Source organism: Microbacterium sp. 22179 (assembly GCF_052045715.1).
In the GTDB taxonomy this organism is placed as follows: domain Bacteria; phylum Actinomycetota; class Actinomycetes; order Actinomycetales; family Microbacteriaceae; genus Microbacterium; species Microbacterium galbinum.
In genome coordinates, this window is the sequence record NZ_JBQEPJ010000007.1 from 70,145 (window position 1) to 94,496 (window position 24,352).

A 24,352-nucleotide genomic window follows, 5' to 3' on the forward strand; every position below is an offset into this window, starting at 1 on the left:
GCGCGTCACTCCTCGGGGTCGCCGTGCAGCATCCAGTCGATGCCGAACCGGTCGACGAGCATCCCGAACGTGCCGCCCCACGGCGGAACGTCGAGCGGCATGGTGATCGTCGCGCCCTCGGCGAGCTTGTCCCAGACCTCCTGGGTGCGCGCCTGCGTGTTGCCGCTGAGTGAGACCGAGATCCCGGCGGGCTTCTCGTAGGGCATCCCGTCGGGGGTGTCGGACGCCATGAGCACCAGGCCGTCGGGCGTGGTGAGCTGTGCGTGCATGACCAGGTTCTTCTGACTCGGGTTCTGCACCATGTCGGGGAAGTCCCCGAACACGCTGATGTCGAGGTCTCCGCCGAGCACGCTCTGATAGAACTCCATCGCCTGGCGGGCGTCGGTGCGGAACGACAGGTACGGGTTGAGATTCGCCATGACTGCTCCTGGTGAGAGGGATGCCCCGGGTTCGAGGCACGATCAGTCTGCGTCGGTCCGTCACCGCGCACAAGAGAGGTCGGCGAGCGCGTCCCGGTTCAGGCGGGGAGAGCGCGAACCGCGGCGGTGAGCACCTGCGGGACGGTCGGCACGCCCTCCGCGCGGAAGACCGTCTCGCCGTTCGCCGCACGGATGATGACCGTCGGGGTGAAGCGGATGTCGAGGGACTCCGCCGCGTCGGGATCGCGTGCCACGTCGATCTCGGTCACGGTCGCATCCGGCAGGAACCGCACGGCGTCGGCGAGGACGGCGCGAGTGCGCGCGCACGCACCGCAGAACGCCGATGTCACGAGCGTCAGCTCCATGTGCGTCTCCTCTCGGCGGATGCCTCCACCGATGCAACCGCCGGGCGCAGGTTCGTGTTCCCACCGCCGAGACTCGGTCGCGAGGCGCCGCTCAGAACGCGGTGCGTGTGACGAGGCCGCGATTCCTGCGGATGTTCTCGTAGTCCCACTGGATCGCGAGTGACTCGGCGAGCCAGGCGGCGACCGCGTCGGTGTCGACGTCGTCGGCCTCGACGAAGAGCACATCGGCGGCGTGGAACGACCTGGATGCCTCAAGACCCGGTGCCGCGAACGTCGGTCACTCCCTGTCCAGGCCGAAGTTGCGCTTCACGAGCGCCTGTACGTCGCGGTCGAGTCCGTCGATGCGGTGCCCGACGATCTCGAAGCGAGAGTTCATCTCGGCGCGCAAGCCGCCGAGCTCTGCTCGCAGCACGCGGATGAAAACGGTCGAGACCATCGTCATCATGCCGAACATCAGCGCAGCGAATGCGCCGATCATCGTCCAGATCTGCGGCTCGGTCATGGCGATCATCCCCCTCGTGTGAGTCGTTGCGTCCATCCTGCCAAGGCTCGCACGGTTGTTCAGACCGCTCAGCACGATCGGTGGAAAACTCGCTCAGGTCGTCATCTGTGAAGGGGGAAGCGCGCCCTCACGCATCCCTCGCCTCCGCCCGCGGATGCAGCACACCCGAGGCGGCGCCGAGCACCGCGCCGACGATCGTGTCGACGATCCGCTCGCCCGCGACGTCGAGCGACCCGATGCTTCCGGTCGCCGCGCCCGTCAGCAGCAGCACGAGCGGGGTGATGAACGCGAGGGCGAGGGCGTAGTGGCGCACCACGACGAGCTCGATCGAGAACTGCAGCAGCCCCAGTAGCAGGGCCAGCCAGATGCCGGCCGGATGCAGCAGGGCGAGCAGGACGTAGAGGCCGGCGCCGACCACGGTGCCGAGCATCCGATGCAGCCCGCGCTGGAAGGCGGCGCGTCGTGCGGCCGCCACACCGATCACGGCGACGGCCGAACCGACGATCCAGTAGGTGCGATCGGGATCGATCACGAGGCCGAGCAGTACGCCCGCGATCGCGACGATCACGACGCGGAGCAGGAGCATCCGGGAATCCACGTTCCAGGCCGGCCCGGGCAGGAGCTCCCGCATCGGGCGCGCCCGGATCTGCCGGATGCGGGGGAGCGCGAGTGGCGCGAGGGCGACGAGGTAGGAGAACAGGCAACCGCCGGTGAGGGCTGCGAGATAGACGAACGGGTCGATCGTCCCGGAGGCGACGACGTGGGCGGACAGGCCGTAGACCAGCACGAAGAACAGCGGTCCGGGAGGGCCGAGCCGGAAACCGAACGCGAGAGCCGCACTCACGGTCGCGACCACCACGACACCGATGCTCACGACGAGGGTGTTCCCCGCGACGAGGATGCCGAGGGCGGCGCTCAGGAGCAGCGAGACGGCGATGATCGGCAGCACGCGCGCACGATCGACCACCGGGGCGGAACCCGCGTAGAGCACCGTGAAGGCACCGGAGGCGGCGATGTAGCCGAGCGGTGCCTGGCCGAGGACGGTCGACACGGCGATCGGTGCCGCGATGCCGATCGCGGCCTGAAGGGCGAGGGGCCAACGCGGTCCACGGGAGGGGGCGAAGGCGAAGAGACTCACCCCTCCATTCTCCTCCTCGCTCCTGCGGAGGCGGACGCGGTCGATACGATGGCGAACGTGACCCCCACCGTGCGCCCCGGCATCGACGAACGCCTCTCGCGGATGATCCAGCTGCCGACCGTCTCGGCCGAGCTCGAAGAGCGGGGACGGGAGCCGTTCGACGCCTTCGTCGCCCTGATCGCCGAGCTGTACCCGTTGACGCACGAGAGTCTCGCGCTCGAGCGCCACACCGATTTCGGGCTCCTCTTCCACTGGCGCGGGAGGGCGGAGGCATCCGATGGGCCGGTCGTGCTGATGGCTCACTACGACGTCGTCCCGGTCGACGAGAGCGACGCCTGGACGCATCCTCCCTTCGCCGGTGTGATCGCCGATGGCATCGTCTACGGGCGGGGCGCGCTCGACGACAAGGGGCCGTTGATCGTCGTGCTCGAAGCCGTCGAGAACCTGCTCGCCGACGGCTTCGTCCCTGCGCGCGATGTCTACCTGTCGTTCGGTGGCAACGAGGAGACCTACGGGCACGCGGCGCAGGAGATCGCCGCGGTGCTGCGCGACCGCGGCATCGTTCCCTGGCTCGTCGTCGACGAGGGAGGAGCGGTGGTCGATGCACCCCTGCCGTTCGTACCCGGGCGTGCGGCGATGATCGGCGTCGGCGAGAAGGGCGTGATGACCGTGCGGCTCTCGGCCCGCGGGGACGGCGGTCATGCCTCCGCCCCACCGACCCTCACGGCGGTGCGGCGCATCGCGCGCGCGGTCGATCGGCTGGGCCCCACGACGTTCCGGCCGCGGGCGTCGACGGCGATCCTCCGGATGCTGTCGCGCCTCGCCGATCAGACGCCCGGGTCGGCGCGGCACCTGCTCCGGGTGCTCGCCTCCGCGCCGCTGCTCACGGCGCGGGTCTTCGCCGCGCTCGGGGGAGAGCCGGCGGCGCTCGTGCGCACGACCGTCGCGCCCACGATGCAGTCGGGCGGGACCGCGGCGAACGTGCTCCCGTCGCAGGCATCCGCCACCGTCAACCTGCGCATCGCGCTCGGAGAGACGACGCAGCAGGCGGTGCTGCGCGTGCGTCGGCGCGTGCGCGACCCGCTCGTGAAGGTCGAGGTCGTCGAGGCGAGCGAACCGTCGCCCGAATCGTCGACCGAGAACGCGCAGTTCGCGTTGCTCGCCGAGGCGCTCGAGATCTCGCATCCGGGCGTGCCGGCCGTGCCGTACGTGATGATGGCGGCGACGGATTCCCGGCACTTCCATCGCTTCTCTCCAGCGGTGTATCGCTTCGCTCCCCTCGAGATGTCGAACGCGCAACGGGCATCGATCCACGGCGTCGACGAGAACGTCGAGATCGCCGCCCTCGCGCGGGGAGAGCGGTTCCATCGCGCTCTCCTCGAACGGCTAGTGTGATCTCAGTCGCCCCTCGATGGGTCCGGGGGCCCCACGAGAAGCAGGAGTCGCGATGACGCGCACGCGCACACTGGGCACTCTGGCCGCCGTCGTCGGCTACCTCGCGTTCGTCGAGTTCACCAGTGGCGTGCTGCAGGGGTACTACACCCCGATGCTCACCGACATCGCCCGGCACCTCGGCATCCACGACGCCGACGTGAACTGGCTCGAGGGCACGCAGCTCATGCTGTCGGCCCTGGTGGTGCCCGCCTTCGCGAAGCTCGGCGACATGGTCGGCCACAAGCGGATGCTGTTGATCTCGACGGCCCTCACCGCGGCGGCAGCACTCGTGCTGCCGTTCACCGACTCGTTCGGGGTCTTCCTCGTCGCGTGGACGCTCATGGGCTTCTACGTCGTCTGGCTGCCGCTCGAGATCGCCCTGATCTGGTCGCGGTCGCGCCGGATGGAGGGGCGCTCCACGATCACCGCGAAGGCCGCGGGTCTCCTCGTCGCCGCCCTCGAGGGGGGAGCGATCCTCGGGGCGCTCGCCGGAGGTGCACTCGTCGACGTGCTGCCGCTGACGGTCGTGCTCCTCGTGCCGGCGATCCTCATCGTCGTCTGCTTCTTCGTCATCCTGTTCGGGGTGAAGGAGTCGCCCGACCCCACGGGCGGTGCGTTCGACACGGTCGGGCTCATCCTCATCTCGCTCGCCCTCGTGTGCTTCACCGGTGGACTCAGCCTGCTGCGCCTCGAGGGCGGCCTCGTGAACCCGTGGTCGTGGGCGGTGGTGCTGCTCGGGATCGTGCTGGTCGTGCCGTTCGTGCTCTGGGAGCTCCGCCGCGACGATCCGCTGATCGACGTGCGCATGTTCCGCTCACCGGCCCTCGGCCCGGTGTTCCTCACCGCCGGTCTCTTCGGCGTCAGCGTGCTCGGCGCGCAGGCTCCGCTGTCGACCTTCGCGCGCACGGACCCGGGTGTGCACGGCTACGGGCTGGGCACCTCCGGCTTCCAGACCTCGCTCATCATCGGGCTCTATCTCATCGCGATGATCGCCGGCGCGCTCCTGTTCCCGCTGGTCGCCCGTCGCACCACGCCCCGGCTCACGCTGATGGGCGCGTCGCTCCTGGTCGGGATCGGGTTCCTGCTGTTCCTGCCGTTCCACGACACCTACGCGCAGGTCGTGACGAACATGGTGATCGCCGGGCTCGGCTCCGGAGCGCTCGTGGCTGCGCTTCCCGCGGCGGCGGCATCCGGTGCACCCGCCATGCAGACGGGCGTGGCGACCGGCCTGACGAACTCGGTCAAGACCGTGGGCGGGGCGATCGCATCGTGCGTGTTCGGCATCGCGCTGTTGAACGGCGTGGCCGAGTCGGCCGGTGCGGCGGCCGAGGGCACCGCCGGGTCGCTCGCCGGGTACTTCACCGTGTGGATCGTGTGCGGCGTCACTGCCCTGGTGGCTGCCGTCACTCTCGTCTTCGTACCGAAGACGGCGTTCACGGATCGTCCCGCCGAGGTCGAGGCGTCGCCGGTCGTCTGATCGCCGGTGTCAGGTGTCGCGCGGAGGGTTGTGCATGAACTCGATGCGGATGCCGCCGTCGTCCTCGACGAAAGACGCGTAGTAGCGCTCGGTGAAGCGCGGGTACTCCTTGGGCTCGCGCACGGGTGTCCAACCGGCCGTGACGGCGATGGCGTGCAGTCGTTCGACGTCTTCGCGGGAGCCGACGGCGAACGCCAGGTGCTGCCAGCCGACGCGTCCGTGACGGTGCGGTTCGGGGTCGTCGTCGCGCGGTGCCATGAGGATCAGCTCGGTCTCGTCATCCTTGTTCCAGGAGAGCGAGTGATCGTCGCCGTGACCGATCGCGAAGCCGAGCGCGGCGAGCACCGGGGCGAACTGGGCGCGCCCGCGTTCGAGGTCGGCGACCGTGATGCCGAGATGATCGAGGAGGGGCATCAGAGCTCGATGCCGTGGTCCTCGTCGTTGACGCCGGCGTTGTGCCCGCGCCGCGACTCGTAGCCGAGGAACCACCCGATCCAGACGATGGCGGCGAGCAGCACGCCGAGCCAGACGTTCTGGAAGATCAGGCCGATCACGACGCCCAGCACCAGCAGGCCGACGGTGACGATGAGGCGGAGCGCGAGTCGACGACGAGACGGGTTCATGGTCACAGCCTAGGGCTAGCGGGCGCGGTGGTCCTCGGGTGCGAGGCGCGGACCTCGGCGCGGCTCCTGCACGCCGCTGGCGTGGATGAGGCGGAGCACCCGCTGCCGATGGCCCGCCCACGGGGCGAGGAGCGCGAGCATGCCGTCGTCGTCCGTGCGCGTGCCGGTCAGTGCATAACCGACCTGGTGCGCCAGGTGATAGTCGCCGACGCTCACGGCATCCGCATCTCCGAGCGCGCGGATGCGCGTCTCGGCCGAGGTCCAGAGGCCGATCCCGGGCAGGCTGGTGAGCACGCGGTCGCGGTCGACGCCGGTCTCTGCTGCGCGCGTGGCGCGTTCGATGCTGTCGCCGCGCTGGGCCGCGCGCACGAGCGTCTTCGACTGCGGCGGCTCGACGCCGGCACGCTGCCAGGTCCACGACGGGATCGTGCGCCAGACGGAATGCGGGGGAGCGGCGTGCATCGGCCGCGGGGTCGGGCCGGGGGCGCGCTCGCCGTAGCGGGTGACGAGGTAACGCCAGGCGCCGAAGGCCTGCATGCCCGTGACCTTCTGCTCGATGATCGCGCACGCGAGCGCGTCGAACACCTCGTCGGTGCGCGTGAGCTTCAGACCGGGGTGACGGTGGGCGGCATCGGCGATCAATGGATGCCGGGTCGGATCGAAGCCCTCGGCGTCGTCGTCGGCCCCGCAGAGCCGGGGGACCCGGTCGAGAGCATCGCCGGCTCCCGGGCCCCAGGCGGTCGCCTGCACCTCTCCCGAGGAGGCGCGGAGTGCGATCGTCGCGATGCCGGAGGGGGTGCGCAGCGCGCGCCAGATGACGCCGCCGTCGATGACGGTCGTGGGGTCGTTCCGCCCGCGACGCAGCATCCCCACGGTCCGCAGCAGGTCGAGCGGATGCTCCGGTCGGTACACGATCTCGTGCGGAGCGCGCGCGGCCTCGGCCGCATCGGCATCCGCTGTCATCGTCATGCGCCCACCCTACGTCGGGCGTCCGACAGAGCGATGGGTGCGCGGGTCAGAAGCGGTCGGGCGAGGGGGTGCCGTGTCCGTAGCGGATGACGACATCGGCGTGGCGATCGAAGCGGTAGCCGATGCCGCGCACGGTGCGGACGATGTCCTCGTAGCGGCCGAGCTTGGCGCGCAGTCGGCGAACGTGCACGTCGATCGTGCGCTCACCGGGCGTCTCGTCGTCCTGGGCCTGCCACAGGGCCGAGACCAGTTCCGAGCGCTCGATCGTGCGGCCCTCGCGGAGCACGAGGTACTGCAGCAGCTCGAACTCCTTGTAGGTGAACGCTGCGGACTCGCCGTCGATGAGCACGCGCTTGCGCGAGATGTCGACCGTCACGCCGCCCTCTTCGTCGACGGCGTCGTCCTCGGCCGCGGCCTTGGTACGGGCGATCGCACCGGGCTCGTGCAGGGCGAGACGCACCACGTCGAGGTCCTTGCCGCCGGAGCCGTGCGGGGCGAGGGCCACCGTGGCGTGCGTCTCGGCGCCGGGGGCGAGCTCGGCGAGCGTGCGGCGGAGGGCGTCGACGAGCAGCGGAAGGCTCACGCCGGCCTCGGCGGCCTTGATCTCGTCGAGACCGACGTAGAGGGCGAAGCCGCGCGGCGAACGGGCGGCGGGAAGATCAGCGGCGGTGTTCAACGGTGCATCTGCCTCGGTGCGTGCGGGAACGGTGCGCAGCGGGGCGGTGGCGGGACGCTCGAGAAGTGCGATGTTCGACATGATGATGAAGTCCTCAGGACGTGAGCCGATGGGCTCTGATGCGTTGCATGAATGACCGGGGCGAGCCGGGAAGCGAGCAAAGGGTGGATGCTCGGGGACCCCTGCCTCGAAGATCGCGAGGGACGGGGTCGGGCGGGTGGCTGTTCGTTCAGCTGCACATTCGGCAACACATGCCAACGCGACCGGGCATCATCATCCCGGCAGTCCCGTTCGCCTCCTGGGCGGACAAAGGGCGTGCGTTGGTGGTCATGGGGGGATTATGTCCGATCGTGTCGGCCCGTGTCAAAACGACCACACGATCGCGCGGCGGGCGTAACGTGGTTCCGATGACGAAATCGACGCTCGCCTCCGGCTTCATCCTCACCGACGAGAAGGACGCCTCCCGCTACACGCTGACCCGCGACGGGCAGCTCGTGAGCGTGCTCGACTACCGCGACGACGGTCGCACCATCGCGCTCACTCGGGCGTTCACGATCCCGACTTTCCGCGGCCACGGCTATGCCGGGACGGTCGTCGAGGGCGCGATCGCCGAGATCGAGGAGCGGGGCGACCGCAAGGTCGACGCGGTCTGCTGGTACGTCGCCGACTGGTTCTCGGCGCACCCCGAGAAGGCGTCGTTGCTGCGCTCACGGTGACCGCCTCGTCCGTGACGTTGTGTTACGACGTCGATTTGGAAGGATGGGGCGTATGAAACTCGCCGAGGCACTCACCGCACGGGCCGATCTGCAGCGCCGGATCGAACAGCTTCGCGCGCGGATCACAGCGAACGCCCGTTTCCAGGAGGGGGAGGAGCCCTCCGAGGATGCGAACGCACTGCTGGTCGACGCCGAAGCCGATCTCGCACGGCTGCGCGATCTGATCCGCCGGATCAACGCCACGAATGCACGGCTCGATCTGGGCACCGACGGCACGATGACCGACGCGCTCGCGACGCGGGACGTGCTGCGGCTCCGGCATTCACTGCTGGCGGATGCCGCGGCATCGGCATCCGGCAACACGCAGTTCCCCCGGCAGATGCGTTCGGAGCTGCGACAGATCTCGGCGCTCCCCGTAGCGGAGCTGAGGGCGAACGCGGATCGGGTCGCGCAGGAGCTGCGCGAACTCGACAACCGGATCCAGCAGGCGAACTGGACGAACGACCTGGAGGAGTAGCGGAAGTCGGTAGTCACGACGAGGCGGGCACAACCCCCGCCGGGAGGGGCAAGTCCCGGCACCTGTGGGCGGAGGGCAGCCCTGATCTCGCATCGCGCAGCCCCGCACGCCGCACAGGTGATCGCGCACCGCGCATCTCGCATCACCGCGTGCCGATCGTCGTGACGAGGGTGGGTCAGGGGACCTTCCGCTTACGAACCTCTCGATCGACTTGTTATAGTCGAGCTCTGCTCAGCCCCGTCGGCTGAGGTGGTCAGGCGCCCGCGGCGCGCTGGTCCGAGGCTCGAAACCTCCGGCATCCTTCACCAGACACCGGAGGTTTTTCCATGTCGTCATCCCTGCGCGCCCGCCCTCAGACCCGATGGTGGGCGCTCGTCGTCCTCTCGTTGACCCAACTGGTCGTCGTCCTCGACGGCACCATCGTCAACATCGCCCTGCCCCGTGCTCAGGCCGCTCTCGATCTCAGCGACGTGCAGCGTCAGTGGGTCGTGACGGCCTATGCCCTCGCCTTCGGAGCGCTCCTGCTCCTGGGCGGCCGGATCGCCGATTTCATCGGACGCAAGCGGGCGTTCCTGATCGGAATGCTCGGCTTCGGAGCCGCCTCCCTCTACGGCGGTCTCGCCCAGCAGGGCTGGGAGCTGGTCCTCGCGCGAGGCCTGCAGGGCGTGTTCGCCGCCCTCCTCGCGCCGGCGGCCCTGGCGTTGTTGACCGTGACGTTCCCGACTGGACGGGAGCGCAACACCGCCTTCGCCGTGTTCGGCACGGTCGCCGGCACCGGCGCGGCCATCGGCATGCTGCTCGGCGGCGTCCTGACCGAATTCGCCGACTGGCGTTGGTGCCTGCTCGTCAACCTCGTCTTCGTCGTGATCGGCGTGGCCGGTGGGGCGATCGTGCTGACCGAGAGCGCGGCCGAGGGCAGCAAGCGCCTCGACCTCGCGGGTGCCTTGAGCGTCACCCTCGGACTCGGGTCCCTCGTCTACGGGTTCAGCCTCGCCGAGGGCGGGTGGGCGCAGCCCCTGACGATCGGCTTCCTCGTGCTCGGGGGCGTGCTCCTCGGACTCTTCGTCTGGGTCGAGAGTCGGGTCGCGCACCCGCTGCTCCCGTTGCGCGTGGTCGCCGACCGCGTGCGCGGCGGCGCGTTCCTCATCCAGGGTGTCGCCGGCGCGATCATGATCGGCGCGACCGTGTACCTGACGTTCCACCTGCAGTTCGTTCTCGGCATGGGAGCGCTCCAGGCCGGGCTCGCGAGCCTCCCGCTCCCGATCGCGACCATGGTGCTCGCGCCGATCGCGACCAAGCTGCTGCCCGTGATCGGCCCGCGCCCGATGCTCGTGGTCGGCCCGCTGATCGCTGCGGTCGGCCTGTTCACGCTCTCGGGAATCACACCGGACGGTGCGTACGTCGTTCAGATCGCCCCGGCGCTGGTGCTGCTGGGGATCGGGATGGGCTTCGTGTTCATCCCTCTGCAGAACCTGGCGCTCTCGGGGGTCGCGCCGCACGACGCCGGGGTGGCGTCGGCGGTCGCGAACTCGGCGATGCAGATCGGCGGATCGATCGGGTTGTCGGTGTTCACGGCGGTCTACGCGGCCGCGGTCGGTGGACACGCGCAGACAGAGGTCGGTCCGGAGCGGCTCACGGATGCCTACGGCTGGACGTTCATCGCCGCATCGATCTTCATGGTCGCCGCCTCGGTGATCGCGGCGACCATGGTTCGCGGATCGAAGAGCGAGCTGCTGCCGTCGCTCGGAGAGGCCGTCCCCTCCGCGCACTGAGCGGAGCCGGTCGCCCATCGGGCGGCGGATCGACGATCGGCCCCGTCGATCCGCCGCCGGGGAACGGCTGCTGCGGCACGCCTCGGACGGAATGTCGGTGGCCCTTCGTACCGTGTGATTATGCGCATCCTGCACACCTCCGACTGGCACATCGGCCGCACCTTCCATGGCAACTCGACCATGGACGCGCTGGCCGAGGTGCTCGGAGCGCTCACGGCGCAGGTGAGGGAGCACGCGGTCGACGTCGTGGTCGTGGCGGGCGATGTCTTCGACTCCGCGACGCCATCGGGTCCCGCCTACACCCTGCTCGGCGATGCGCTGGTCGCGCTGCACGACACGGGGGCGAGCGTCGTCGTGACGAGCGGCAACCACGACTCGGCGGCCCGACTCGGTTTCCAGGCCCGGCTGCTGCGCGAGGGCATCCACGTGCTCACCGATCCGCTGGCGATCGGCGCGCCGGTGACGATTCACGATGTCGACGGTCCGGTGAACTTCTTCGGGATCCCGTACCTCGAGCCCGCGATCGTGCGCCAGCACTGGCCCGAGGGAGATGCCGAGGGACGTCCCCTGCGCACCCAGGCGCAGACGATGGCGCATGCCATGCATCTCGTCCGCGAGGGCATGGCGCGTCACGACGGGCGCTCGGTCGCGATCGCCCACTGCTTCGCCGCCGGAGTCGATGCGACGACGGGGCTCGAGCGCGAGGTGCGCCAGGGCGGACTCGACGTCGTGCCGCTCGAGGTGTTCGACGGCCCCGATTACGTCGCCCTCGGGCACATCCACGGCCGCAACCGCCTGAGCGACCGCGTGCGCTATGCCGGAGCGCCCCTGCACTACAGCTTCGGCGAGCAGAGCAAGCCGCGCGGCTCCTGGCTCGTCGAGATCGGAGAGAGCGGGCTCGCGGGTGTCGAGTGGCTCGACCTCCCGGTTCCGCGCCGACTCGTCACTCTGACGGGCACCCTCGACGAGATCCTCTCCGACGACAACGTCGCGGCTCACGCCGAGGATTGGGTGTGCGCGACCTACACCGACGCGCTTCCGCAGACCGAGCCGATGCGCCGCCTCCGTGAGCGCTTTCCGTTCTGCGCACTGGTGCAGCACCTGCCGGCGACGACGGTCGAGAGCGGTGAAGGGTCGTACGCGGCGCGTCTGCGCGAGGCCGTGAGCGACGACGAACGCATCGCCGCCTTCCTCGCGCACGTCCGCGAGGGCCACGGGCCCACGGCACGTGAGATCGAGCTCATCCGTGAGGTGCTCGACGACCGGGTGCGCGCAGAGGCGCTCGTCTAGATGCGCCTGCACCGCCTGGAGGCCGAGGGATTCGGTCCGTTCCGCTCGCGCCAGGTCGTCGACTTCGACTCGTTCGCCGACGATGGCATCTTCTTGATCGCCGGTCGCACGGGTGCGGGGAAGTCGAGCATCCTCGATGCCGTGTGCTTCGGGCTCTACGGCGGAGTGCCGCGTTACGAGGGCGGCGAGAAGCGGCTGCGCAGCGACTACTGCGAGCCGGATGACATCTCCGAGGTCTCGATCGAGTTCAGCACCCCGGCGGGTCGCTATCGGGTCACTCGTTCGCCCGAGTACCTGCGCCCGGCCAAGCGCGGGGGCGGTCTGACCAAACAGGCACCGGCGGTGGCTCTCGAGGAGCACACGGAGTCGGGCTGGATCGGGCGAGCTGCCCGCGCCGTCGACGTCGCTCACGAACTCGACGAGATCCTCCAACTGAGCCGCGAGCAGTTCCTGCAGGTGATCCTCCTCGCCCAGAACCGCTTCTCGGAGTTCCTGCTCGCGAACAGCAAGGACCGCCAGGCACTTCTCCGCCGGCTGTTCGGCACCGAGCGGTTCGACGACGTGCAGACGCGATTCGATGAGCGGCGTCGAGCGTCGGAGCGCGCACTCGACCTGCGTCTGGCGACCATCGGAGCGCGGCTCGACGAGGCCGAGGCGCTCGTCTCCCGCGAGGCGCTGGGAGCGGATGAGCGCGCGCACACCGCAGAGTCCGCGGTGTCCGAGGCGGCGATCCCCGGTGAGACGGCGACGTCCGGTGAGGCTGCGGCGTCGGATGGGCCGTTCGCTTCCGAGTCCACGGGCGCTTCCGGAGGTGGGCCGACGGCCGGAGCCGCGGCGTCGCGGGACGTGCCCGCCGCCGACACGGGCGGACGCCTCGACAATCTCCGCCGCGCCGAGGCGCGAGCCGCGTATCGCAGCGAGCGCCGCCGTGCCGAGCGCGACGATGCCGAGCGCGCACTCGCGGCGGCGGATGCCCGACTCGCCGAGGTTCGTGAAGAACGTGCGGCGCAGAGCGAGCGCGACCGTTCGCGTGCCGCGCTCGCGATACTGGACGCCGAGCAGCCGCAGATCGACGAGGATCGAAACGCGCTCGCGTCCGCGCGCAGCGCCGAGGCCCTCCGCGCAGTGATCGATGCCGCCGAACGGGCCGCACGCGCCGCCGAGTCCGCGGCGGAGTCGGCGCGGATCGCGGAGGACGAATGGGGCGCCGTCGATGCGGGTCTCGACGCCCCCACCGTCGAACTCCTGAACGACTGGGTGGCCGAGCGTCTGAGCGAGCGCGGCGCATGGGAGCAGGCCGCTCTGCTCGAGGAGGGCTCCGCTTCCCGCAACACGGATATCGAACGCGCGCGTGCCGCGGCGAGTGAGGCCGCCGCACGCGTCGCCGAACTCGTCCGGGAGCAGGGCGACCTGCCCGCCGAGCTCGCCAGGGAAACCCACGCCCGTGACGAAGCGAGGCGCACCGCTGACCGTCTCGACGACCTCACCCGACGGCGCGACCAAGCGATCACCCGCGCGGAGGCCGTGCGCCGTCGCGAAGAGCTGCGGGAGGAGAGCGCCGCGGCCGAGCGTGCGCTCGCGGAGGCGACCGACGAGTTGGCGACGGCTCAGAGCGCGCTCGCGTCCCTGCGTCGACGGCGCCTCGACGGCTTCGCGGGAGAACTCGCCTCGACTCTCACGGCTCAGGAACCGTGCCCCGTGTGCGGGTCGCGCGAGCATCCGGCTCCCGCCGTGCACGCCGACCCGGTGTCGGCAGACGACGTCGAGGCTGCCGAGGCCGTGCGTGACCTGGCTGCTCGACGCGAACGTGCCGCCTCCGAGCATCACGTGTCGCTCCGCGAGAAGATCGCCGGAGCGGAGGCCGCCGCTGAGGGGCGTACCGCAGAGACGGCACTGGCCGAACTCGAGGCGCTCGAGACGGAGCGGCGATCCTCGGTCGATGCGCAGAGCGCTCTCGCCACCCATGACGCCGCCATTGCCGCGATCTCCGCGCGAGCGGACGCCCTCGACGACGAGCGCGCCGCCGCGGAGGCGGCAGTGGGGGCGGCACGCGAGACGCTCGCCGCCCAGGAGCAGAGTGCCCGAGAAGCCGAGGCGCGCATCATCGAGGCACGAGGTGAGTTCCCTTCGGTCGCATCGCGCATCGCGATCACCAGCGACGGCATCGCCGCTGCAACCGCGCTCGCCTCCGCGCTCCGCGACCTCGAACAGCGGGAGCTCGCTCGCGCCGAGGCCGAGACGGCTCGACAGGGCGCACTCGCCGACTCGCCCTTCGAGACGATCGACGACGCCCGCGCTGCCCTGCGCTCTCCGCGCGAGTGCGACGCACTCGAGGAGAAGATCACCCGGCACGCCGTGAGCCGCGAGAAGGAGAAGAGCATCCTCCTGCCGCTCGAGATGCGTGCGCTCCCCGACGAACCGATCGACATCGCGCCGTTCGAAGCATCCGCCGCCGACGCCCGAGCCGGCTGGATCACCGCAGTCTCCGCCGCCGGAGCCGCAGCGGGTGTGCTCGAACGGTTGACGGCGCTCACCGCGGCCGCCGCAGACGAGCACGATCGCAGCGCCGAGGAGATGGCCGAGCATGCCGTGCTGCAGAACCTCGCCGATTCGATCGCCGGTCGGGGTCCGAACACACGAAAGATGACGCTCGAGACCTTCGTGCTCGCCGCCGAGCTCGAGGAGATCGTCGAGGCGGCCAACCGTCGGCTGGGCGATATGTCCACGGGCCGCTACCAGCTCCGGCACTCCGACGCCCTCGCCGCACGCGGCGCCGCATCGGGGCTCGGCATCGTCGTCCACGACGCCTTCACCGGGCAGACGCGTCCCGCACAGTCGCTCTCGGGCGGCGAGACCTTCCTGAGTTCTCTCGCGCTCGCGCTCGGACTCGCGGAGGTGGTCACGGCCCGAGCCGGCGGCATCCGTCTCGACACGCTCTTCATCGACGAGGGCTTTGGGTCTCTCGACGCCGACACCCTCGACGTCGCGATGCGCACGCTCGACGAACTGCGGCAGGGCGGTCGAACCGTCGGCGTGATCAGTCACGTCGAGGCGATGCAGGATCAGATCCCGGCGCAGCTCCGCGTACGTGCGACGAGCGCCGGGCCCAGCGTCATCGAGACGCGCTGACGCGGCATCCGCTCAGGCGTGCAGACGCGGCATGCGCGCACATGCGCGGACGGCGGCGCCGTTCAGACGCCGTACTCCTGCCGGATGACCTCGCGCAGCTGGACGCTGCACCGGGCGATCGCCGCCCGGAAATCGACCAGCGCGCCCTCCTCGGCGCGATCCGAGATCGCGCGGAACGCCCGGATCGGCACCCCGAACTTCTCGGCGACCCAGATGTACGCGTAGGTCTCCATATCGACGAGTCCGGCGCCGGACGGGCGGATGACCGCCGTGATGCCGGCATCGCCCACGAAGCTGTCGCCGGTCGCGATCAGCACGCCCTCGCGACCCGTCGACACGCGCGCCGGAAGTGAGACGTGCTGGCCCGCGATGCCGTCGAGATCGAACACGTCGTGCTGCAGGGCGCTCCCGATCTCGTGGACGCTCGCGTCGAGATCCGGATCGATCCCGCCCGCCGTGCCTACGACGACGATCTCGTCGTAGGGCTTCGCGTCGAGCGCGCGTGTGAGGGCGTACGTCGCCTGCATCTTGCCCTCGCCGGTGACGAGCTGATCGAATCCTTCGAGGTTCTCGGGGAACGCTTCGAGTTCGGATGCCATGGCGGCGACGAGAAGTTTCACCTCGCCATCCTGCCAGGTGCCGGCGGGCGACGCGAAGCCGCGGGGCATCCGCGATGCGTCATCCCTCCGTAACAGGACCGGGAGATACTGGGACGAGGAAGAGTGGAGGAAGCCGTGTCCCTGCAGAAGCAGATCTCCGATGCCCTCGGTGTTCGCGCCGAGATCGATCCCGAGTCCGAGGTCGAACGGCGGGTGCAGTTCCTCGCCGACTACCTCCGAACCACCGGCGCCCGAGGCTACGTGCTCGGGATCTCGGGTGGTCAGGACTCGACGCTCGCCGGTCGCCTCGCACAGCTCGCGGTCGAGCGCGTGCGTGCCGAAGGCGGAGAAGCCCGTTTCCTGGCCGTGCGCCTTCCGTACCGGGTGCAGCACGACGCAGCGGATGCCGAGGCGGCACTCGCCTTCATCGCAGCCGACAGCTCCGTCGAGGTCAACATCCAGAACGGCGTCGACGGCGTCGAAGAGGACATCGAGTTCGCCGTGACCAGCGACATCAGCGATTTCAACCGGGGCAACATGAAGGCACGGGTGCGCATGGTCACGCAGTATGCGCTGGCCGGGCACGAGGGCGCCCTCGTCATCGGCACCGATCACGCCGCCGAGGCGGTGACCGGCTTCTACACGAAGTTCGGTGACGGGGCCGCCGACATCCTGCCGCTCTCCGGCCTCTCGAAGCGACAGGGTCGCGCGCTGCTGCAGTTCCTCGGCGCCCCCGACCGGCTCGCGTTCAAGGTGCCGACGGCGGATCTGCTCGACGGACAACCCGGACGCGCCGACGAGGACGAGCTCGGACTCACCTACGAGCAGATCGACGACTTCCTCGAGGGGCGCCCGGTGGACTCCGACGTGGCCGGCCGGATCGAAGCGCGCTACCTCGCGACCCAGCACAAGCGCAACCTCCCCGTGACGCCCGACGACACCTGGTGGCGCTGACCCGGGTGCCGTGAGCGGCGGCGATGTCGGATGCCGCAGCTAGTGTCGAAGCACGACGAAATGGAGCATCGTGCGGATCGACACTCAGGCGCAGCGCGTCATCTGGAGCGCCAGCGACCTCAAGGCCGCAGCCGAATGCGAGTTCGCCTGGTGCCGTGCGATCGACGCCAAGCTGGGCCGGGTTCCGGCGGTCGAAGAGCCCGAAGACGCGACGCTCGCGCGTGCGGCGCTGCTCGGTGACGTCCACGAGCGGAACGTGCTCGCGCGGTACGTCGCCGAGCTCGGTGACGACGCGGTGCGCCAGATCGCGAAGGCGTCGTCGACGGATGCCGCGGCGCTGGGTGCTGCGGTCGAGGAGAGCCTGGCGGCTCTGCGTTCGGATGCGGAGGTCGTCTTCCAGGCGGCGTTCGCCACCGAGGAGTTCGTGGGGTTCGCCGATTTCCTGCGACGCGATGCCGACGGCCGATGGCGGGTGCAGGACTCGAAACTGGCGCGCAAGGCGCGCGTCACCGCGTTGATGCAGCTCGCGGCATACGTCGATCAACTCGATCGACTGGGAGTGCCGCGCGCCGACGAGGTCGATCTCATCCTGGGAGACGGCACGCTGAGCACGCACGCCGTCGACGATTTGCTCCCGCTCTTCCAGGTGCGTCGCGCCCGCCTGCGCGCGCTGATCTCCGATCGACGCATCGATGCGGGAGCAGAGGGCGAACCGCTCGCCTGGGGCGATGACCGGGGAGATCTGCAGGTCGTCGCCTGCGGCCGCTGTGCGACGTGCGAGGAACAGGTGATCGCGCACCGCGACCTGTTGATGGTCGCGCGCATGCGTCCTGTCCAGCGCGCCCGACTGCGTGCGGCGGGTATCACGACGATCGACGAGCTCGCCGCCGCGCCCGCGGCACCGGCGGGAATGAACGTCGACACCTTCGAAGGGCTCCGTGCGCAGGCCGCTCTGCAGCTCCGCGCCGATGCCAGCGGTGCCCCCACCTTCGACGTGCACTACGCGCCGGCGATCCACACCCTCCCGGTGCCGAGCCACGGCGACATCTTCTTCGACTTCGAAGGCGACCCGCTCTACACGGAGCCGGCGCCGATCGGGGAGTCGCACTGGGGCATCGACTATCTCTTCGGCTGGGTCGACAACGCCGACCAGTACACGGCCATCTGGGCGCACACGTTCGCCGAGGAGCGCCGCGCGTTCGAGACCTTCCTCGACTTCGTCGCGGTGCGCCGGGCCGCCCACCCCGGAATGCACATCTACCACTACGCGCCCTACGAGACCTCGCACCTGGTGGCGATGGCGGCGCGACACGGAGTGCGCGAGGGCGAGGTCGATCGACTGCTCCGTGAGGGGGTCTTCGTCGACCTCTACCCCCTGGTGCTGCGCACGGTTCGCGTCGGTTCGCGTTCGTATTCGATCAAGAAGCTCGAGCCGCTCTACATGGGCGACGACGTGCGCACGAGCGACGTGCAGAAGGGCGACGACTCGATCGTGCAGTACGTCGCCGCGCGTGAGCTCGCGGCGGCGGGCGAGCAGAGCGATGCCGACGCGGTGCTCGCCGATCTCGCGGACTACAACCGCTACGACTGCGTCTCGACGCGCCGTCTGCGCAACTGGCTGATCGAGATCGCGCGGCAGAAGGGCGTCAGCCCTGCCCCTCCCGACGCCGCCGATCAGGTGATCTACGAGCCCTCCCCGCGGTCGGTGGCCCTCCTCGCCGACGCGGAGCGCGCCGTCGACGCGGGCCAGGACGGCCAGGTCCATCGCATCGCCGCAGCGGCGATCGACTACTTCCCGCGCGAGGCCAAGAGCTTCTGGGTGTCGCACTTCCAGCGGCTCCGCGAGCCCGTCACGATGTGGGAGGGCACGCGCGACGTGGTGCGCGTCGATGCGGGTTCCTCGGTCGTGCGCCGCGAGTGGAGCATCGGCGAGGGACGTCGGGTGATGTCCCGCGACATCGAGATCCGCGGTGAGGTCTCGCCGGGAACGACGCTGGGTGTGGGAGCGCAGCCGTTCGCACTCTACGAGGCACCGGCGCCGTTCGACGTCGACATCCCCTCGCGCGCGGTGCACGTGCCGCACGCCGTGTCGGTGGCCGAGGTTCTCGACGACGGATTCCTCATCACCGAGACGGCGATCCAGGGGCAGACCTGGGACGAGCTCCCCCTCGCCCTGACGCCCGCCGCGCCGCCGCGGGTCGTCTCCCTGCAGGGAGCGATCGACGAATGGGCCGACGCCGTGCACGCCGCAGCTCCGGGATTCCCGGAGGATCCGGCGACCGACATCCTGCGCCGGATCCCGCCGCGTACACGCTCGGGAGCGCCGCTTCCGCCGGTGGAGGCCGTCGCCGGCGACCCGATCGACGCCATCGTCCGGGGCGTGCTCGACCTCGACCGCAGCTACCTCGCCGTGCAGGGGCCTCCCGGAACGGGCAAGACCTACACGGGGTCACGCGTGATCGCCCGGCTCGTGAACGAGCACGGGTTCAAGATCGGGGTCGTCGCACAGTCCCACGCCATCATCGAGACGTTGCTCGCCCGAGTCGTCGCCGACGGCGTGGCGCCCGCGCAGGTCGCGAAGGCGCCGAAGGACCCCGACTCCGATCCCGCGTACACGGTGATCCCGAAGAGCGGCATGGCGGCCTTCCTCGCCGAGCACGTCGATGAGGGTGTCGTGGTCGGGGGCACCGCCTGGGACTTCAGCAACACCGCCCGCGTCGAGCGTGGCGGTCTGGATCTGCTCGTGATCGACGAGGCGGGACAGTTCTCGCTCGCGTCGACCATCGCGGTCGCAGCGGGCGCGAAGCGCCTGCTGCTCCTCGGTGACCCGCAGCAACTGCCGCAGGTCAGCCAGGGGGCGCACTCCGAACCCGTCGATACCTCGGCACTGGGATGGGTGATGGACGGCGATGCGGTCGTGCGCCCCGAATACGGCTACTTCCTCGCCCGCTCCTGGCGGATGCATCCGTTCGTCGCCGCGCCGGTGTCGAAACTCGCCTACGCCGGCAAGCTCGCCTCCGCACCGGGAACCGAGAAGCGATCCGTCGACGGCATCGACCCCGGGCTCCACGTCGTGCCGCTGAGACATCGCGGCAACGCGACGCAGTCGCCCGAGGAGGCCGCCGAGGTCGTGCGGATCGTCCGTGATCTCGTCGGTCGGACGTTCACCGACAACACCGGCGCCGGCGCCAACGCCGACACCGACGATGACAACGTGACGACCCGCCCGCTCACCCCGGCCGACATCATCGTCATCACGCCGTACAACGCGCAGCGCCAGCTCGTGCACGAGGCGCTCGCGTCCGCGGGCTTCGGCGATGTCCCGGTCGGAACCGTCGACAACTTCCAGGGCAAGGAAGCGGTCGTCTCGATCACCTCGCTCGCCGCCTCCAGCGGGCGCGATGCCCCGCGAGGTCCCGAGTTCCTGCTTCTGCAGAACCGATTGAACGTCGCGATCTCCCGCGCACAGTGCGTGGCCTACCTGATCCACTCGCCGGCACTGCTCGATGATCTTCCCTACACGCCCGAGGGAGTGGCGCGGCTCAGCGCCTTCGCCCGCCTCGTGGGCGCGGCGGACTGACCGAGGAGAAAAGGTGCACACCCGAGACGAGATACTTCGAGCAGCCGCGGAGTGGGCGTGGTTTCCCCGAGGATCCGAGAGCGAGAACGCGGAGTTGCTCCTCGTCCGCTACCCCCCTCGCTTCGGTGGGGGAGTACGAGGGTCGCAGGTGCGCTCCTCGCGGCGTGCGGACGAGGTTCTCGACCACGCGATCTCCCGCACGGTGCGCTGGGGCGAAGACACCCTGACGTTCTGGACCAACCCCTCGGACGCGCCCGATCTGGAGGAGGAGCTCCGCCGGCGTGGAGCCGAACACATCGACACCGTCGCGGTGTTCGCACGACCGATCGACGGTGAGGTCGCGGCCGTAGTACCTCCGCCGAACGGGGCCATCGCCGAGCTGGTCACCGACCTCGACCAGATCCGAGCGGTCGACGCGATCAACGTCGCGGTGTGGGAGCAGCTCGCCCTCGACGACGAGGGCCTCCGTGCCGAGTTCGATGAGCTCACCGCGTCGCTGGAGTCGCGCACCCACGGGCGTGTGCTCGCGCGCCTCGCGGGGCAGCCGGTGAGCACGGGAGGGTGGACACTCGCCGACGGCTTCGCCCGTCTCTGGGGTGCGGCGACTCTCGAAGACCGTCGCGGACGCGGCGCCTACCGTGCAGTCCTGACCGAGCGCCTCCGGATCGCGGCGCAATGGGGCGCCACGACGGCTCTGGTGAAGGGGCGCGTCTCGACCTCTGCGCCGATCATCGCGCGCGCCGGCTTCGAGCACTACGGGGATGAGCGCGCGTACCGCCTCATCGTGGGCTGAGCAGCCGCCTGCGGCTCAGACCGTGCCGTAGAGGCGGTCGCCCGCGTCACCGAGACCGGGCACGATGTACCCCTTCTCGTTGAGACGCTCGTCGAGCGCACCCAGCACGAGCGTCACATCGCGGTCGCCGACGAGCGCCTCGATCGCTGCGACGCCTTCGGGCGTGCCCAGGAGGCAGATCGCCGTGACGTCCTTCGCCCCGCGATCGAACAGGAACTGGATGGCCGCGGCGAGCGAGCCGCCCGTGGCGAGCATCGGGTCGATGGCGAAGCACTGCCGGTCGCTCAGGTCGTCGGGAAGACGCTCGGCGTACGTCGTGGGCTCGAAGGTCTCCTCGTCGCGCACCATGCCCAGGAATCCGACCTCGGCGGTCGGGAGCAGCTTGACCAGGCCCTCGAGCATGCCGAGGCCGGCCCGCAGGATCGGCACGACGATCGGGCGGGGCTCGGAGATCTTCACACCCATCGTCGTCGTGACGGGGGTCGTGATCTCGATCGGGGAGACCTTGACGTTGCGGGTCGCCTCGTACGCGAGGAGCGTCACGAGCTCCTCCGTCAGCTGGCGGAACACCGGCGACGGGGTACGCGCATCGCGCAGCACCGAGAGCTTGTGGGTGACGAGAGGGTGGTCGGCGACGTGAACACGCATGGAATACAGGCTAATGCGCCGAGCGGCCCGGCACGACATCGGATGCACCGCGCGCGGCGGACGCCGCACGCCGCTGTCGTAGGCTCGATCCATGACCGCCGCCGACCTGCCCGCGATGCGCCGTGCGCTCGTGCTCGCGGCGGAGGCGAGCACCGCGGACGAGATCCCGGTGGGTGCCGTGGTCGTCGACTCCGCCGGTCGCATCATCGCCGAGGGGCGCAACACCCGCGAGGAGACGCACGATCCCACGGGTCACGCCGAGGTCGAGGCGCTGCGCCGGGCCGCGGCATCCGTCGGCTCCTGGAATCTCGAGGGGCACACCCTCGTCGTCACCCTGGAACCGTGCCTCATGTGCGCCGGAGCGATCCTGCAGGCGCGCATCGGACGGGTCGTCTTCGGGGCGTGGGACGACAAGGCGGGAGCCGCGGGGTCGATGTACGACGTGCTGCGCGATCGCCGTCTGCCCTACCGGGCCGAGGTCGTCGGGGGAGTCGAAGCGGATGCCGCTACCGCCCTGCTCCGCGACTTCTTCGCCCGCAAGCGCTGACGCTGCGGCCTGGCCGGTCAGTCCGAGGACTTGAAGACGAACGCGTCCGTCGGGGGCTCCGGATCGAGGGCTGGCCGGTACACGTCGGGCTCGATGTAGATCACGCGTGCGGCGGGGACGGCCTCGCGGATGCGTGCCTCGATCTCATCGATGTCGTCGGCGGCCTCGCGCACCGACTTGTCGGCGGTCAGTGCGATCTTCGCCGCGACCATGAGCTCGTCGGGGCCGAGGTAGAGGGTCTTGATGTGGATGAGCTTCTCGACCTCGTCGCCGGCGGCGATCGCGTCGACGATGCGATCGAGGTCGGCGGTGGTGGCGCCTTCGCCGACGAGCAGGCTCTTGGTCTCGATGCCCAGCACGATCGCGATGAGCACCAGCAGCACACCGATCATGAGCGTGCCGATCGCGTCGAACACCGAGTTGCCGGTGATGACGGTGAGCCCGACGCCGAGCAGTGCGAAGCTCAGACCCGCCAGCGCACCGGTGTCCTCGAGCAGAACGACGGGCAGTTCGGGCGCCTTGGAGCGGCGCACGAACGACACCCAGGACTGCCCCTTCTCGCGAACGAGGTTGCTCTCCTTGATCGCGGTGCGCAGTGAGAAGCTCTCGAGTCCGATCGCGATCACGAGCACGACGATCGGCAGCCACCACCACACGGGGTCCAGTTCGTGCGGGTGCGTGAGCTTGTCGATGCCCTCGTAGATGGCGAACAGGCCGCCGAGGGAGAACAGGATGATCGACACGACGAACGCCGAGACGTACCGCTCGCGGCCGTAGCCGAAGGGATGCGCGCGGTCGGCCTCGCGGCGCGACTTGCGTCCGCCGAGCAGGAGCAGGAGTTGGTTGCCGGAGTCGGCGATCGAGTGCACGGCCTCGGCGAGCATCGACGCGGACCCCGAGAGCAGCCAGGCGACGAGCTTCGCGAGCGCGATGCCCATGTTCGCCAGGAACGCTGCGATGATCGCCTTGCCGCCGCCGGATGCACTCATGCGTCGAGTCTAGATCGCCCCCTCTGGGGATCGCAGGTGCGCCCGCCGTAGGATGACGACATGGCTGACTCTCTCCCCGCTCTCGCGTTCCTCGGTGCCGGTTCGATGGGAGGGGCGATCCTGCGCGGCGTCGTCGCCTCGGGTGTCGCCGTCGACGGCGGGATCACCGCCACGAACCGCTCGCGGGTGAGCGCCGCCGACCTCGCCGACCTTCCGGGTGTCACGACCATCGCCCTCGAAGAGCGCCCCGACGGCAACCGCGAAGCACTCGCTTCCGCCCGAATCGTGCTGGTCGGCGTGAAGCCGGGGATGGTGCCGGATCTGCTCCGCGAGATCGCCCCGCACCTCGCCCCGGACGCCATCGTGGTGAGCCTCGCCGCCGGTGTGACGCTGGCCACGTTCGCAGACGCGCTGGGCGCCGACGTGCACGTCATCCGCTCGATGCCCAACACCCCGGCGACGGTCGGCAAGGCGGTCACCGGTCTCGCCGCCGGTCCCGCATCGACGCCCGACGACATGGCGCTCGTGCGCCGCCTGTTCGAGACGGTCGGCGCCGTGATCGAGGTGCCGGAGTCGCAGATCGACGCGCTCTCGACGATCTCGGGTTCGGGCCCCGCCTACGTCTTCCTGCTCATCGAGGAATGGACGAAGGTCGGCCTCGGGCTCGGCTTCAGCGAGGCGGACGCCCGCCTGATGGCGGAGCAGACCTTCATCGGCTCGACGGCGCTGCTCGAAGCGTCGGGGGAGACCCCGAGCGAGATGCGCCGACGGGTCACGAGTCCGAAGGGCACCACCGAGCGTGCGATCGCGGTGCTGCAGGATGCGCACCTCGAGAAGACGTTCGCGGATGCTTCAGCGGCCGCGCTGGCGCGCGCTCGGGAGCTTGCCGCCGGGGCCTGAACATGCGGTTGCGATTCTCGGGCGAGATCTGGTTCTGGCGCGGACCCGCGCCGTTCCACTTCGTAACCGTGCCCGAGGCCGAAGCGGTGATGATCGGCGAGGTCGCCGCGGTCGTCACCTACGGGTGGGGGATGATCCCGGCATCCGTCACGATCGGCGGAACACGTGTGACGACGTCGCTCTGGCCGAAGGACGGCGGCTACATCGTCCCGATCAAGAAGGCTCTGCAGGACGGCGAGGGCATCGGCATCGACGACGTCGTCGACATCACCCTCGACATCGACGCCTGAGCCCTCGCCCGACCTGAACGAGTCG

25 protein-coding genes are annotated in these 24,352 nt (G+C 70.0%); 13 read left to right on the forward strand and 12 right to left on the reverse strand.

The annotated features are described in order from the left end of the window. Positions 1-5: 5 nt before the first annotated feature. The 5 genes from ACTJKK_RS14695 to ACTJKK_RS14715 all read right to left on the reverse strand — a co-directional run bounded on the left by ACTJKK_RS14695 (position 6) and on the right by ACTJKK_RS14715 (position 2,424). Entirely contained in the window at positions 6-419 is a 414-nt protein-coding gene (locus tag ACTJKK_RS14695; RefSeq protein WP_440748527.1) for a VOC family protein, read from the reverse strand. Positions 420-517: 98 nt separating this feature from the next. Beyond that, the gene (locus ACTJKK_RS14700) at positions 518-784 is read right to left on the reverse strand and encodes a glutaredoxin family protein (protein ID WP_247623288.1); all 267 of its coding nucleotides are present in this window, start codon (positions 782-784) and stop codon (positions 518-520) included. A 91-nt stretch (positions 785-875) separates the two neighbouring features. Next, the gene (locus ACTJKK_RS14705; protein WP_440748528.1) at positions 876-1,007 is read right to left on the reverse strand and encodes a hypothetical protein; all 132 of its coding nucleotides are present in this window, start codon (positions 1,005-1,007) and stop codon (positions 876-878) included. Between the two features lie 54 nt (positions 1,008-1,061). Beyond that, positions 1,062-1,286: a hypothetical protein gene (locus ACTJKK_RS14710; RefSeq protein ID WP_440748529.1), complete on the reverse strand. Its 225-nt coding sequence runs from the start codon at positions 1,284-1,286 to the stop codon at positions 1,062-1,064. 127 nt (positions 1,287-1,413) lie between these two features. Then, positions 1,414-2,424 carry an FUSC family protein gene (locus ACTJKK_RS14715; RefSeq protein ID WP_440748530.1) on the reverse strand — a complete coding sequence of 337 codons (1,011 nt, stop codon included), beginning with the start codon at positions 2,422-2,424 and terminating at the stop codon, positions 1,414-1,416. Positions 2,425-2,472: 48 nt separating this feature from the next. Between ACTJKK_RS14715 and ACTJKK_RS14720 the strand changes: the two genes are divergently transcribed. Next, positions 2,473-3,819: a M20/M25/M40 family metallo-hydrolase gene (locus tag ACTJKK_RS14720; RefSeq protein WP_440748531.1), complete on the forward strand. Its 1,347-nt coding sequence runs from the start codon at positions 2,473-2,475 to the stop codon at positions 3,817-3,819. 52 nt (positions 3,820-3,871) lie between these two features. Then, positions 3,872-5,335, forward strand: coding sequence for an MFS transporter (locus ACTJKK_RS14725; RefSeq protein ID WP_440748532.1), 1,464 nt, complete (start codon positions 3,872-3,874; stop codon positions 5,333-5,335). Between the two features lie 9 nt (positions 5,336-5,344). Here the strand turns inward: ACTJKK_RS14725 and ACTJKK_RS14730 are convergent, their stop codons facing one another. Genes ACTJKK_RS14730 through ACTJKK_RS14745 form a run of 4 tightly spaced genes read right to left on the reverse strand, consistent with a single transcriptional unit; the run spans position 5,345 to position 7,684 of the window. Beyond that, a complete protein-coding gene (locus ACTJKK_RS14730; protein ID WP_440748533.1) occupies positions 5,345-5,749 on the reverse strand; it encodes a VOC family protein in 405 nt (134 codons plus the stop codon). Then, a complete protein-coding gene (locus ACTJKK_RS14735; RefSeq protein ID WP_247623282.1) occupies positions 5,749-5,958 on the reverse strand; it encodes a hypothetical protein in 210 nt (69 codons plus the stop codon). Before ACTJKK_RS14735 ends, ACTJKK_RS14730 begins: the two co-directional genes overlap by 1 nt. Before the next feature lie 15 nt (positions 5,959-5,973). After that, positions 5,974-6,927 (reverse strand): DNA-3-methyladenine glycosylase family protein, encoded by a 954-nt coding sequence (locus ACTJKK_RS14740; protein WP_440748534.1) that lies wholly within the window; start codon positions 6,925-6,927, stop codon positions 5,974-5,976. Positions 6,928-6,973: 46 nt separating this feature from the next. Next, positions 6,974-7,684, reverse strand: coding sequence for a winged helix-turn-helix domain-containing protein (locus tag ACTJKK_RS14745; RefSeq protein WP_247623280.1), 711 nt, complete (start codon positions 7,682-7,684; stop codon positions 6,974-6,976). Positions 7,685-8,010: 326 nt separating this feature from the next. Here ACTJKK_RS14745 and ACTJKK_RS14750 point away from each other — a divergent pair, with 326 nt between their 5' ends. The 5 genes from ACTJKK_RS14750 (at position 8,011) to ACTJKK_RS14770 (ending at position 15,027) form a co-directional block, all read left to right on the forward strand. Continuing rightward, a complete protein-coding gene (locus tag ACTJKK_RS14750) occupies positions 8,011-8,319 on the forward strand; it encodes a GNAT family N-acetyltransferase (protein ID WP_440748535.1) in 309 nt (102 codons plus the stop codon). A 52-nt stretch (positions 8,320-8,371) separates the two neighbouring features. Then, positions 8,372-8,836, forward strand: coding sequence for a DIP1984 family protein (locus ACTJKK_RS14755; protein WP_336640911.1), 465 nt, complete (start codon positions 8,372-8,374; stop codon positions 8,834-8,836). A 326-nt stretch (positions 8,837-9,162) separates the two neighbouring features. Beyond that, positions 9,163-10,608: an MFS transporter gene (locus tag ACTJKK_RS14760; protein ID WP_440748536.1), complete on the forward strand. Its 1,446-nt coding sequence runs from the start codon at positions 9,163-9,165 to the stop codon at positions 10,606-10,608. 120 nt (positions 10,609-10,728) lie between these two features. Further along, positions 10,729-11,898 carry an exonuclease SbcCD subunit D gene (locus ACTJKK_RS14765; protein ID WP_440748537.1) on the forward strand — a complete coding sequence of 390 codons (1,170 nt, stop codon included), beginning with the start codon at positions 10,729-10,731 and terminating at the stop codon, positions 11,896-11,898. Further along, positions 11,899-15,027, forward strand: a complete 3,129-nt coding sequence (locus tag ACTJKK_RS14770) for an AAA family ATPase (protein WP_440748538.1) — start codon at positions 11,899-11,901, stop codon at positions 15,025-15,027. A 62-nt stretch (positions 15,028-15,089) separates the two neighbouring features. On the opposite strand, the gene ACTJKK_RS14775 is transcribed toward ACTJKK_RS14770, so the two are convergent. Further along, complete coding sequence (locus ACTJKK_RS14775; RefSeq protein ID WP_440748539.1) at positions 15,090-15,647, reverse strand: phosphorylase family protein; 558 nt, start codon at positions 15,645-15,647, stop codon at positions 15,090-15,092. 114 nt (positions 15,648-15,761) lie between these two features. On the opposite strand from ACTJKK_RS14775, the gene nadE reads away from it, so the two are divergent. The 3 genes from nadE (at position 15,762) to ACTJKK_RS14790 (ending at position 20,953) form a co-directional block, all read left to right on the forward strand. Beyond that, positions 15,762-16,580 carry an ammonia-dependent NAD(+) synthetase gene (gene nadE, locus ACTJKK_RS14780; protein WP_440748540.1) on the forward strand — a complete coding sequence of 273 codons (819 nt, stop codon included), beginning with the start codon at positions 15,762-15,764 and terminating at the stop codon, positions 16,578-16,580. Positions 16,581-16,650: 70 nt separating this feature from the next. Further along, complete coding sequence (locus ACTJKK_RS14785; RefSeq protein WP_440748541.1) at positions 16,651-20,160, forward strand: TM0106 family RecB-like putative nuclease; 3,510 nt, start codon at positions 16,651-16,653, stop codon at positions 20,158-20,160. A gap of 148 nt (positions 20,161-20,308) precedes the next feature. Continuing rightward, positions 20,309-20,953 (forward strand): hypothetical protein, encoded by a 645-nt coding sequence (locus tag ACTJKK_RS14790; protein ID WP_440748542.1) that lies wholly within the window; start codon positions 20,309-20,311, stop codon positions 20,951-20,953. Positions 20,954-20,968: 15 nt separating this feature from the next. On the opposite strand, the gene upp is transcribed toward ACTJKK_RS14790, so the two are convergent. Next, entirely contained in the window at positions 20,969-21,601 is a 633-nt protein-coding gene (gene upp, locus ACTJKK_RS14795; protein WP_247623271.1) for a uracil phosphoribosyltransferase, read from the reverse strand. A gap of 91 nt (positions 21,602-21,692) precedes the next feature. On the opposite strand from upp, the gene tadA reads away from it, so the two are divergent. Then, entirely contained in the window at positions 21,693-22,148 is a 456-nt protein-coding gene (tadA, locus tag ACTJKK_RS14800; protein ID WP_440748543.1) for a tRNA adenosine(34) deaminase TadA, read from the forward strand. A 17-nt stretch (positions 22,149-22,165) separates the two neighbouring features. Here the strand turns inward: tadA and ACTJKK_RS14805 are convergent, their stop codons facing one another. Further along, positions 22,166-23,137: a cation diffusion facilitator family transporter gene (locus tag ACTJKK_RS14805; RefSeq protein ID WP_247632813.1), complete on the reverse strand. Its 972-nt coding sequence runs from the start codon at positions 23,135-23,137 to the stop codon at positions 22,166-22,168. Positions 23,138-23,197: 60 nt separating this feature from the next. On the opposite strand from ACTJKK_RS14805, the gene proC reads away from it, so the two are divergent. Continuing rightward, complete coding sequence (proC, locus tag ACTJKK_RS14810; RefSeq protein WP_440748544.1) at positions 23,198-24,037, forward strand: pyrroline-5-carboxylate reductase; 840 nt, start codon at positions 23,198-23,200, stop codon at positions 24,035-24,037. A 2-nt stretch (positions 24,038-24,039) separates the two neighbouring features. Then, complete coding sequence (locus ACTJKK_RS14815; protein WP_440748545.1) at positions 24,040-24,327, forward strand: DUF1905 domain-containing protein; 288 nt, start codon at positions 24,040-24,042, stop codon at positions 24,325-24,327. Positions 24,328-24,352 lie beyond the last annotated feature (25 nt).

Coding starts and splice junctions, on each gene's coding strand:
- ACTJKK_RS14815 (WP_440748545.1), top strand. CDS start 24,040: ATGCGGTTGCGATTCTCGGGCGAGATCTGGTTCTGGCGCGGACCCGCG.
- ACTJKK_RS14735 (WP_247623282.1), bottom strand. CDS start 5,958: ATGAACCCGTCTCGTCGTCGACTCGCGCTCCGCCTCATCGTCACCGTC.
- ACTJKK_RS14765 (WP_440748537.1), top strand. CDS start 10,729: ATGCGCATCCTGCACACCTCCGACTGGCACATCGGCCGCACCTTCCAT.
- tadA (WP_440748543.1), top strand. CDS start 21,693: ATGACCGCCGCCGACCTGCCCGCGATGCGCCGTGCGCTCGTGCTCGCG.
- ACTJKK_RS14700 (WP_247623288.1), bottom strand. CDS start 784: ATGGAGCTGACGCTCGTGACATCGGCGTTCTGCGGTGCGTGCGCGCGC.
- ACTJKK_RS14730 (WP_440748533.1), bottom strand. CDS start 5,749: ATGCCCCTCCTCGATCATCTCGGCATCACGGTCGCCGACCTCGAACGC.
- ACTJKK_RS14710 (WP_440748529.1), bottom strand. CDS start 1,286: ATGACCGAGCCGCAGATCTGGACGATGATCGGCGCATTCGCTGCGCTG.
- ACTJKK_RS14770 (WP_440748538.1), top strand. CDS start 11,899: ATGCGCCTGCACCGCCTGGAGGCCGAGGGATTCGGTCCGTTCCGCTCG.
- ACTJKK_RS14740 (WP_440748534.1), bottom strand. CDS start 6,927: ATGACGATGACAGCGGATGCCGATGCGGCCGAGGCCGCGCGCGCTCCG.
- ACTJKK_RS14695 (WP_440748527.1), bottom strand. CDS start 419: ATGGCGAATCTCAACCCGTACCTGTCGTTCCGCACCGACGCCCGCCAG.
- ACTJKK_RS14760 (WP_440748536.1), top strand. CDS start 9,163: ATGTCGTCATCCCTGCGCGCCCGCCCTCAGACCCGATGGTGGGCGCTC.
- ACTJKK_RS14725 (WP_440748532.1), top strand. CDS start 3,872: ATGACGCGCACGCGCACACTGGGCACTCTGGCCGCCGTCGTCGGCTAC.
- ACTJKK_RS14805 (WP_247632813.1), bottom strand. CDS start 23,137: ATGAGTGCATCCGGCGGCGGCAAGGCGATCATCGCAGCGTTCCTGGCG.
- ACTJKK_RS14745 (WP_247623280.1), bottom strand. CDS start 7,684: ATGTCGAACATCGCACTTCTCGAGCGTCCCGCCACCGCCCCGCTGCGC.
- ACTJKK_RS14755 (WP_336640911.1), top strand. CDS start 8,372: ATGAAACTCGCCGAGGCACTCACCGCACGGGCCGATCTGCAGCGCCGG.
- ACTJKK_RS14750 (WP_440748535.1), top strand. CDS start 8,011: ATGACGAAATCGACGCTCGCCTCCGGCTTCATCCTCACCGACGAGAAG.
- upp (WP_247623271.1), bottom strand. CDS start 21,601: ATGCGTGTTCACGTCGCCGACCACCCTCTCGTCACCCACAAGCTCTCG.
- ACTJKK_RS14720 (WP_440748531.1), top strand. CDS start 2,473: ATGGCGAACGTGACCCCCACCGTGCGCCCCGGCATCGACGAACGCCTC.
- proC (WP_440748544.1), top strand. CDS start 23,198: ATGGCTGACTCTCTCCCCGCTCTCGCGTTCCTCGGTGCCGGTTCGATG.